6 protein-coding genes and 1 pseudogene are annotated in these 8,303 nt (G+C 66.8%); 5 read left to right on the forward strand and 2 right to left on the reverse strand.

Annotation, left to right across the window (positions count from 1 at the left end; genetic code table 11):
• Positions 1-857: 857 nt before the first annotated feature.
• Entirely contained in the window at positions 858-1,175 is a 318-nt protein-coding gene (locus tag ACZ6CZ_RS37240; protein WP_469030415.1) for a hypothetical protein, read from the reverse strand.
• Between the two features lie 634 nt (positions 1,176-1,809).
• Here ACZ6CZ_RS37240 and ACZ6CZ_RS37245 point away from each other — a divergent pair.
• From ACZ6CZ_RS37245 to ACZ6CZ_RS37255, 3 genes are all read left to right on the forward strand, one after another.
• The gene (locus ACZ6CZ_RS37245; RefSeq protein WP_468858938.1) at positions 1,810-2,964 is read left to right on the forward strand and encodes a ParA family protein; all 1,155 of its coding nucleotides are present in this window, start codon (positions 1,810-1,812) and stop codon (positions 2,962-2,964) included.
• The gene (locus ACZ6CZ_RS37250; RefSeq protein WP_073772432.1) at positions 2,961-3,986 is read left to right on the forward strand and encodes a ParB/RepB/Spo0J family partition protein; all 1,026 of its coding nucleotides are present in this window, start codon (positions 2,961-2,963) and stop codon (positions 3,984-3,986) included. The genes ACZ6CZ_RS37245 and ACZ6CZ_RS37250 overlap by 4 nt, the downstream gene beginning before the upstream one ends.
• Positions 3,987-4,089: 103 nt before the next feature.
• Positions 4,090-5,343, forward strand: coding sequence for a DUF2637 domain-containing protein (locus ACZ6CZ_RS37255; protein WP_469030417.1), 1,254 nt, complete (start codon positions 4,090-4,092; stop codon positions 5,341-5,343).
• 462 nt (positions 5,344-5,805) lie between these two features.
• Here the strand turns inward: ACZ6CZ_RS37255 and ACZ6CZ_RS37260 are convergent, their stop codons facing one another.
• Positions 5,806-6,231 (reverse strand): hypothetical protein, encoded by a 426-nt coding sequence (locus ACZ6CZ_RS37260; RefSeq protein WP_073772431.1) that lies wholly within the window; start codon positions 6,229-6,231, stop codon positions 5,806-5,808.
• Positions 6,232-6,960: 729 nt separating this feature from the next.
• Here ACZ6CZ_RS37260 and ACZ6CZ_RS37265 point away from each other — a divergent pair.
• Together ACZ6CZ_RS37265 and ACZ6CZ_RS37270 are read left to right on the forward strand one after the other, a co-directional pair.
• Positions 6,961-8,073: a bifunctional DNA primase/polymerase gene (locus ACZ6CZ_RS37265; protein ID WP_079190753.1), complete on the forward strand. Its 1,113-nt coding sequence runs from the start codon at positions 6,961-6,963 to the stop codon at positions 8,071-8,073.
• Between the two features lie 41 nt (positions 8,074-8,114).
• Positions 8,115-8,303 (forward strand): annotated as a pseudogene (locus ACZ6CZ_RS37270) (DNA primase); the annotation flags it as partial.

Here is an 8,303-nt window from a genome sequence, read left to right on the forward strand (position 1 = left end):
ATCCCGCTCCGCGCTCTCTCTCAACGGAGTTCGCGGAGCGAACTCCTAGGCTGACTGCAAGGCCCACTTTGTTGCTGGGGTTGCGGAATTTCGGCCCTTGCTCAGCTCGAGCTACTGAGGCCTTTTCAGAAAAAGGGATGGGGGATTTCCCGTCAGGTCTTTAAGGGAAAAGAATTACAGAGTCTCTGTTTTTCGTAACGCTCCCCGTCGGTAGAGGAAGGGCCGGATCTACGGAGGTTCAGCTGAATCAACTTGCTTCCTTTTCAGAAGAGTTGGCTGTTCTTTTGAATGTTCGGACTCTGCAGATCCAAGGGCGGACAGTGAGTGGACGACCACCACCATGGGGGCCGATACCTCGTGCCTCCACCTTGGTACGGAGCTGTGGGCCCTGCCCGAAGGCTTCGCCGCCGGTCGTCCACGGTTCCTCCGCTCAAGCATTCAGCACGGTATTCGGATCGATGCGCCAGAAGGGCTCAGGGCAGGTAGAACCGACGGTCGATCAGCGCCCGTTCCCGGCCAATGGCTTAAGGGAAGGAAGTCACCGGCCTGGGAGTTCTCGATGTGCCGAGTGGTATCGGTCTGCCATCCATCGAGGTAGTCCTGGGAGCCCGTGCCGCTAGTACTGGAAGCGAGAATGCCGGCCGGAAAAGGGTGACATCAGGCGGCGAAGCCGATGTTCGTCACCTATTCGTACTGCCCGCTGGCCCCCTAGATCCAGCAGGACACCGGTGGTCCAGGCATCCTCCAGGACACGGCCGTCACCGGCACTCCAAGCAGTCACAAGGGAATCCCAGCAGCGACTATTGATGTACCGGTAAACGAGAGTGCACCGGTAAAACACGAAAACCTGGGCCTGATCAAGGAAACAAATCCCCACTCGGACGCCGCCGGAGGAACTGAGACTCTTCAAGAGACAGCAGGGCCAGGACACGTTCCACACGTTCACCCTGACCATCCTCAAGACGAACGACCTCGCCGAACAAGCCTGGACCATCCTGCACCGCACCGTTCTCGACGAGGTCCTGGGGACCTCCCACGAGAGCCTGTCCTTCATGGACAGCGACATAAGTGTGAGCTGCTGGCTGGGCTGCTCGGTCGACGGCGGCAGCCACGATGGTGCGGGCGAGCAGGGCGGATTTGTGGACGCCTGTGTAGTCGACTGCGGTCAGGGCCATGGCGGCGCAGGAGGCAGTCTTGCCGAGAGGGAATGCCCGTCGGCCAGGTAGCCCTCAGAAGTCGCCGAGGCGCTTGCGACCATAGGCATAGGTGCCCCCGAGGCGGGATAGAGGGTAGCGAGCCAGGCGGAGGGGGTGGCGTTGCAGTAGGCCACGACCACTGCCGGGGCGAGGCTGAACAGCAGGCTGGAGCCGGCCGCACGGGCGCGGTCTGTTCGTCGTGGAGTTCGGCCCCCGAGCGTGATGGGACAGGCTGAAGGTGTGGAGATCAAGGACGTCCGGCGGCTCGGCAGACCCGGAGCCGTCGTCGATGCTCCTGCCGCAGGAGCCGATGATCCTGTCGTGCCACGCGTCGTGAGCCTCCTCAGCGACCGGATGAGCCAACCGGAAGCTCTTTGGGTTTCCTCGGTTTACGGCGCATGGCATGGGCATGCTTCCAGGCGAGACCGTTGCGGCACAGGGAGAGCGCACGTGGCAGGAGCGTCGGCCGCAGCCATTGACTGATAACGCCGTTATCAGTGCCGCTCCGCAGCCCGAGCCGATCCGGTGTGTCGCGCAGTCAGTGAAGTGCAGCGACACGCGTGTTGAGCAGGGCGTTGAACACAACTCTCTGCAAAGTTAGTAAGCTGACCTCATGGTCACTTCAAGTACTGCTGGAGATAGAGAGAAGGTTGTCTCCAAGCTGCCGTCCTGGCTGCGCCAGGACCTCAAGGTCCGTGCTGCGGAACTCGGCGTCGACATCCAGGACGCTGTGTCCGTCGGCATCACCGCCTGGCGTGAAGCGGCACCCGATGAGTGCCCCACTGTCGACACATCAGGCTCCAGTTCCTTTTCCACGTGGCTTCCGCCGGGCCAGTGGCAGGAGCTCAAGAGCACCTGCAACGAGCGTGACGGCATGCCGTTCGTCCAAGGCCTCGCTCAGTCGGTACAGAGTTGGCTGAGGGCCAACCCCTCCCCCAGGCACCGTCCCGTCACGGGCATCGTCCAGCGCAAGGTCGTCATAAACCAGAAGGGAGGGGTGGGGAAAACGGCTGTCGCCGCTGGTGTCGCGCAAGCGCTCGCCGAGGACGGCATGCGGGTGCTGCTCGTGGACTACGACCCTCAAGGGCACCTGAGCGACCAGCTCGGTGTCGAGCAGCTCCCCCCGGGGACGGACAGCCTGGTGCTGCACATGTGCGGCGAAGGCAAGGGGCAGCTGAAAGACTTGGTGGTCACGATCGAGTCGCCCCGCTTCGAGAAGCGCCTCCATGTCCTGCCCGCCTGCCCGGACGGATTCCTCCTCGACGCGAAGATCGCCGTCGCACGGATGCGGAACAAGGAAGCCGCGTTGGAGCGGGCGCTGCAGCCGTTGGAGAAGGACTTCGACGCGATCGTGATCGACTGCCCGCCGAGCCTCGGCATGGCGACCGACGCGGCGATCTACTACGGGCGGCGTCGCCAAGGCGAGGCCGAGGGCATCTCAGGCATGGTCATCCCCGTGCTGGCCGAGGACTCCTCGGCAACGGCATACGCCATGCTGGCCGATCAGGTCGAGTCGCTGCGAGACGACCTGGGTCTGGAGATCGAGTATCTCGGGCTCGTGGTGAACCTCTACGACAGTCGGCGCGGCGTCGTCGCCACGTCCTCTCTCCGGGAGTGGCGGAACCTGGGGGATCCGAAGGTGCTCGCGGTGATCGGCGACCTCAAGGAACAGCGAGAAGCGGTACGCAAGCGGATGCCGCTGCTGGAACACGCCCCTCACTGTGACCAGTCGACGGGCATGCGGGCGATTGCGAGGCAGATTTCATGAGTTCCAAGGAAGACCAGCTGGGCGCATCGTCGTCGTTCGCGCGGGCCGGCAAGGCGCGCAGTGTGCGGCGCCAGCTGACCGACCAGGCTTTCGGAACCGTGGATCCCAACGAACTGCCGCTCACTGATGTCAGCGTCAACCCCGACAACCCCCGGGAGACCCTGGGCGACGTCTCCGGGATGGCCGCCAGTCTCAGCGAGATCGGGCAGATCCAGTCCATCACCGTCGCGTCCGTCGAGGCATACCTCCGCGACCGCCCTGAGCGAGCATCGGAACTCGAGCCGGGTGCGGGTTATGTCGTCGTCGACGGTCACCGTCGGCTGGCGGGGGCACGGGCTGCAGGGCTCGCGACGATCAAGGTCACCGTCGACGACGCGCGGGTCACCACGGACGAAGCCCTTCTGGAGTCCGCGTTCGTCGCGAACGCCCAGCGGGAGAACCTCTCCGACCTGGAAGAGGCAGCGGCGCTGAAGACCTTGGTGGCGTTCTACGGATCGCAGCACAAGGCAGCCAAGAGGCTCGGTGTCACCCAGCCCTACATCTCGCAGCGGTTGTCCCTGCTGGAGCTCGCCCCCGAGCTTCAGGCGGACCTGGAGGCCGGCCGCCGTAAGGTCGAGCATGTGCGGGGGCTGGCCAAGCGCACCCCGGAAGAGCAGCGCGCAGTAGCGGACGCGCGAGCTGTGCAGGCCGTGGCGAAGAAGGGGAAGCGGAGTGGCCCCTCGTCTCAACCGTCTTCTGATAACGGCGTTATCGCCCCCGCGCGGCAGAGGGCGAAGGAGCCGCCGGAGTCCCCTGCTGATAACGCCGTTATCAGCAGGCCCGCCGAGAACCAGCCTTCCGTGGTGGCTCCGGCCCGCCCGACGGGACGGGAGACTGATAACGCCGTTATCAGTGCCATCACGGGCCAGAGCTCCTCGAGGCATCTTCCCTGGCACAGCCCGCACGCACTGAACAAGCTGGTCCGCGAGCACATGACCGTCGAGGACCGACACACCCTCGCCAAGCTCCTGACCCAGGAGTGAGTCCACGCACGAGCGCCCCTGCCGCGCCGAGGTCACCCGGCAGGGGTGCTAGCTCCTCCTTCAGCGAACCCTTCGACAGCCCGCTCCACCAGGAGGCTCTCGCGTGGCCGCGATGCAGCTGACACGCACGCACCGCATACTCATCGGGGTCGTCATCGCCGGTGCGGTGGTCATCGCCGCGATCGGTTTCGCGGGTTCCTACGCCGCCGTGCGCGAGCTCGCGGAGGACAAGGGCTTCGGGACGTTCTCCCTGGTCTTCCCGATCGGCATCGACGCGGGCATCTGCGTCCTGCTCGCCCTGGACCTCCTGCTCACCTGGATGCGCATCCCCTTCCCGCTGCTGCGCCAGACCGCGTGGCTGCTGACCGCCGCGACGATCGCGTTCAACGGGGCCGCCTCCTGGCCGGATCCGCTCGGCACCGCGATGCACGCGGTGATCCCGGTGCTGTTCGTCGTCGCCGTCGAGGCCGCCCGGCACGCGGTGGGCCGGATCGCCGACATCACCGCCGACAAGCACATGGAGGGCGTCCGCCTCACCCGCTGGCTGCTCTCGCCCGTCCCGACGTTCAAGCTGTGGCGGCGGATGAAGCTGTGGGAGCTGCGCAGTTACGAGCAGGTCATCAAGCTCGAACAGGACCGGCTGATCTACCAGGCCCGCCTCCAGGCCCGCTTCGGCCGCAACTGGCGGCGCAAAGCCCCCATCGAGTCGATGATGCCCCTGCGGCTGGCGAAATACGGCGTCCCCCTGGCCGACACCGCCCCCGCGGGCCTCACCGCCGCCGGCATCGAACCGACGGCTCTCATGGCGGGGGTGCCGACCGTCGAGCAGGCAGAGCCGCAGTCGAACGGGAGCAGCGCAAGGTTCGGACCGGAGCGGACGAAGCCGAAGAACGGTTTGTTCGAGGAGGTGCCGGATGAGCCCGGGGTCTCGAACGAAGCATCCGGGAGCCATGTCGGCGAGGGGCGTTCTCGTTCTGAGGAGACGCCGGTGGAGAAGATCGCCGTGTCCGCTGCGAAGGCGGAGTGGACGGGGGAGCGACGCCGCGTGGTTCAGATGCGGATCCCCGAGCACGATGAGGTCCCGGGCTTCGTGACCTCACGCCCGGACCCGGCAATCGATCTCGCCCAGCCTGCGCGGGAGGAGGCGTCGGAGGTCCAGGAGCGCGAGGCTGAAGTACGGACGGGGCCGGAAATCGTGGCAGTCCGTTATCGGCGGCTGCCTCCGGAGGAACGTTCCCGGTCCGCGAATGCGCTCGCGCCGATTCTTGCCGAGGGCTCCGGCTACACCGTTGGAACGGTGCGGAAGTACCTCGGGGAGATCAAGCGGGCCGAGAAAAGCGCAACCGTATCGAGCTGAGCGCCTCGGTTCCCACCCGTCTCATGGGTGGAATTCGTGGGCGTCGGGTCGGCGGGTAGAGGACCGAACCAGGCGGGAAAGCCGACGGGAGGTGTTCCGTGGAACTTGTCATTCCAGTCGAGGTCGGCTTCCTCGCCCTCGCTCGACGGGTGCCAAGCGGTGACCGCCGCCTGGCATAGAGAGCGTTGGAACGAGCTGACCTGCGTTTTTCCAACTCGAGGGGTGTCTGTCCGTATCCGTCGCCGCCTGGAAGCGGGGGCCCCGCCGTTCGCTGGGCGGCCAGTGACACCCCCGTTCCACACGCCCCGGAGTTCCAACGCGGCCCGGAGCTCCAACGCGGCCCGGAGCTCCGGTTGGCGCCGGAGCTCGCTGCGGGCCTTCTGCGGTGGTTCAATTCCAGCGGTCGGCTTCCGGCGTACCGGAGGCCGACCGCTAACCGATTTTCTGTCGCGGGGCTGTGGTTCAGATGCGGGTCATGGTGGACGCGTAGCCGCCCCCACCGGGGTAGACCCAGTCGCCGGTCATCTGAATGCCGTCGGCGTTGAACTTGCCTTCGAAGTAGGCGGGGCTGCCCTTCTCGCCCGCCCAGATGGTGAGCTTGTCGTCGACCAGCTCGTAGACGTAGTCGAAGGTGTTGCCCTGGGAGTCGTAGTACCGCGACACCACGTCGTCGCCGGGCTGCTCGCCGAACGGGCGGAGGTGGCCGATCATCTCCATGCCGGAGACCTGTTCGCCGTCCTGGGTGAGGTCCACGTGCTGGATCAGGAAGAATCCGCCGGGCATCCACTCGTACCGGACGGTGCCTTCGGCTCCGCCGGTGACGGCCCAGGTGCCGACCAGGCGGTCGAGAGACTTCAGTTCAGCGCTCGGCGTGTTGGCTTCGGACATGTCGTTCTCCTCGAAAGGTCTCTTCCGGGTTCCACTTGGTCGCCTTCCCGCCCAGCGGGGGAGGAGGCTTCTTTCGCCGGTCGTCAGGAGACGGGCTGCCGGGGAATGGGGTCGGTGGGCCTGCTGGGGGGCTCGCGGCGCCCGCCCCCCCGGGGGGGCGCGGTCTTACGCTGCACGGTCCGGGGGGCGGGGCGGTGGCGACATGCCGTGTCGCCGTCCGACAGAACCCTTCCGCGTGGGCCCGTACCAAGCGGATCGAAAAGTGGATCGAATAGTTCCGGAAGTAACGGTTATCTTCGCAGCGACGGCGGAGGAACCGTCGCTGCGGTGGTTCGGTCGCCGCAGCGACCGGAGAGTCGCTCGGTCGCTCGCCCGCGTGGGCGTGCTACCAGGGCAAACGGGCCTTCCGACGTCCGTAGCGACTCAAGCGACTCAAAGTTCGGGTATATGAAGCCATTTCGCGTGTGCAGGTGTGCGTCATATACAGGTGGGTCGAGTCGCTTCAGTCGCTGTCGGGCATCGGCAACCCCTCCGAACTGCCGCTATGTCGATTCAGAGGTACAGCGACTCACGAGGTTCGGTCGCTGTGGAATTCGTACGAGCGAGTAGAGGCTTCTTCGGCCTCGATACGGTGCAAGATTCGGGAAGAGGAAGCTCCGCACAGGCCGGATGTTTTCGCTAATCTGTGTTGGTCGTTGGGTCGCTTCAGTCGCTACGGGGGAACGGTGTATGGCTCCTGAGCTGCGCGTTCTGGGATTCTCCACCGCACGCCCGGGATCCGTCCTCCCGGCTGGGCCGCGGTCTGTGGACGTTGCCCGGTGGTGTGCGGAGCAGGGTTGGCCGGTTCATCCGTTGGCGGCCGGCCGCAAGACTCCGGCGGGCAACTGCGAGGCCTGCCGGGCTCCCGGTCACGCCTACTCGGGCTGTCCATGCCCGGCAGAAGGGCGTTGGTGCCACGGTTTCCGGGCCGCCACCCGTGACGTCGAGAGAATCGTGCGGTGGTGGGGGAGCGCCCCGGAGTCAGGGGTGGGGGTCTCGTGCGGTCCAGCGGGGCTGGTGGTCATCGACATCGACGCTCACGGGCAGGAGCTTCCCGAGCGCGACCGTCTGCTGCCGGGCATCCCCATACCGGGGCAGGTGGACCTGACGGGCCTCGCGAACGGCTACCACACGCTGGCTGTTCTGGCGGCCCTGCGGGGCGCTCCCGACCCGGCCGCCGACGAGGGCACCCTGCGGGTGCGGACCCCGTCAGGCGGCCTCCACGTCTGGTACCGGGCACCGGACGCCCGTCCGTGGCAGAGTTCTTCGGGGTCGGGTGGCGGGCGTGCGCTGGCCTGGCAGGTGGATGTGCGCGCCCATGGCGGGTACATCATCGCGCCGGGGACGCGGACCCGGGCGGGGGCCTACAGGGTTTTGGGCTCGTGCACCAGGCCTGCGGTGCTGCCGGCCTGGCTGGCCGAGGAGCTTGAGCGTACGGGCCACCTGCCCCGGGACCGGCCGCCCGGGCCCCGCCCCGTGCCGCCCAGAGCGCTCCAGGCGGTCGTCGAGGCGGGCGGCGGCAGGCAGGGGGCCTTCAGCGTGCTCGGCTCGGTGCTGGCCGAGGTGACCGCCTGCGCGGCGCATGCGGAGGGCGCCGGTTTCTCGGAGAAGCTCAACCGGGCCTCGTACACCGCGGGCGGACTCGTCACCGCCGGGTTCCTCACCCGTGAGCAGGCGGAGCAGATCCTTCAGGACGCCGCGGCCGGGGCCCGCCCGGAGCAGGGCAGGAGGGCGGCCGGGATCATCCGCAGCGGGATGTCCGCCGGTGCGCGCCGGCCGCTGTACCCGGGGAGAGAGGGATGACCCCCGGAGGGGGATCGCCGTCCGGCTTCGACGCTCATGCCGTGGCAGCTCAGATCATCGCCCGGTCCGCTCCTTCCGGACCTCCGCAGTCTGTCGGAGGTCTTCCGGGCCAGGTGGGGGCGTCTGTGCTCCAGGAGCGGGTGTTGGGGGTGGGTTTGTTACCTGATTCGTTGACGGATCGGGGGAACGCGAAGCTGTTCGTGCGGTTGTACGCGCAGGATTACCGGCAT

The organism is Streptomyces sp. NPDC041135, from assembly GCF_055592085.1.

Bases quoted from the DNA above. Each gene is read 5' to 3' on its own strand.
- ACZ6CZ_RS37240 (WP_469030415.1), bottom strand. From the start codon at position 1,175: ATGGCCCTGACCGCAGTCGACTACACAGGCGTCCACAAATCCGCCCTG.
- ACZ6CZ_RS37245 (WP_468858938.1), top strand. From the start codon at position 1,810: ATGGTCACTTCAAGTACTGCTGGAGATAGAGAGAAGGTTGTCTCCAAG.
- ACZ6CZ_RS37250 (WP_073772432.1), top strand. From the start codon at position 2,961: ATGAGTTCCAAGGAAGACCAGCTGGGCGCATCGTCGTCGTTCGCGCGG.
- ACZ6CZ_RS37260 (WP_073772431.1), bottom strand. From the start codon at position 6,231: ATGTCCGAAGCCAACACGCCGAGCGCTGAACTGAAGTCTCTCGACCGC.
- ACZ6CZ_RS37265 (WP_079190753.1), top strand. From the start codon at position 6,961: ATGGCTCCTGAGCTGCGCGTTCTGGGATTCTCCACCGCACGCCCGGGA.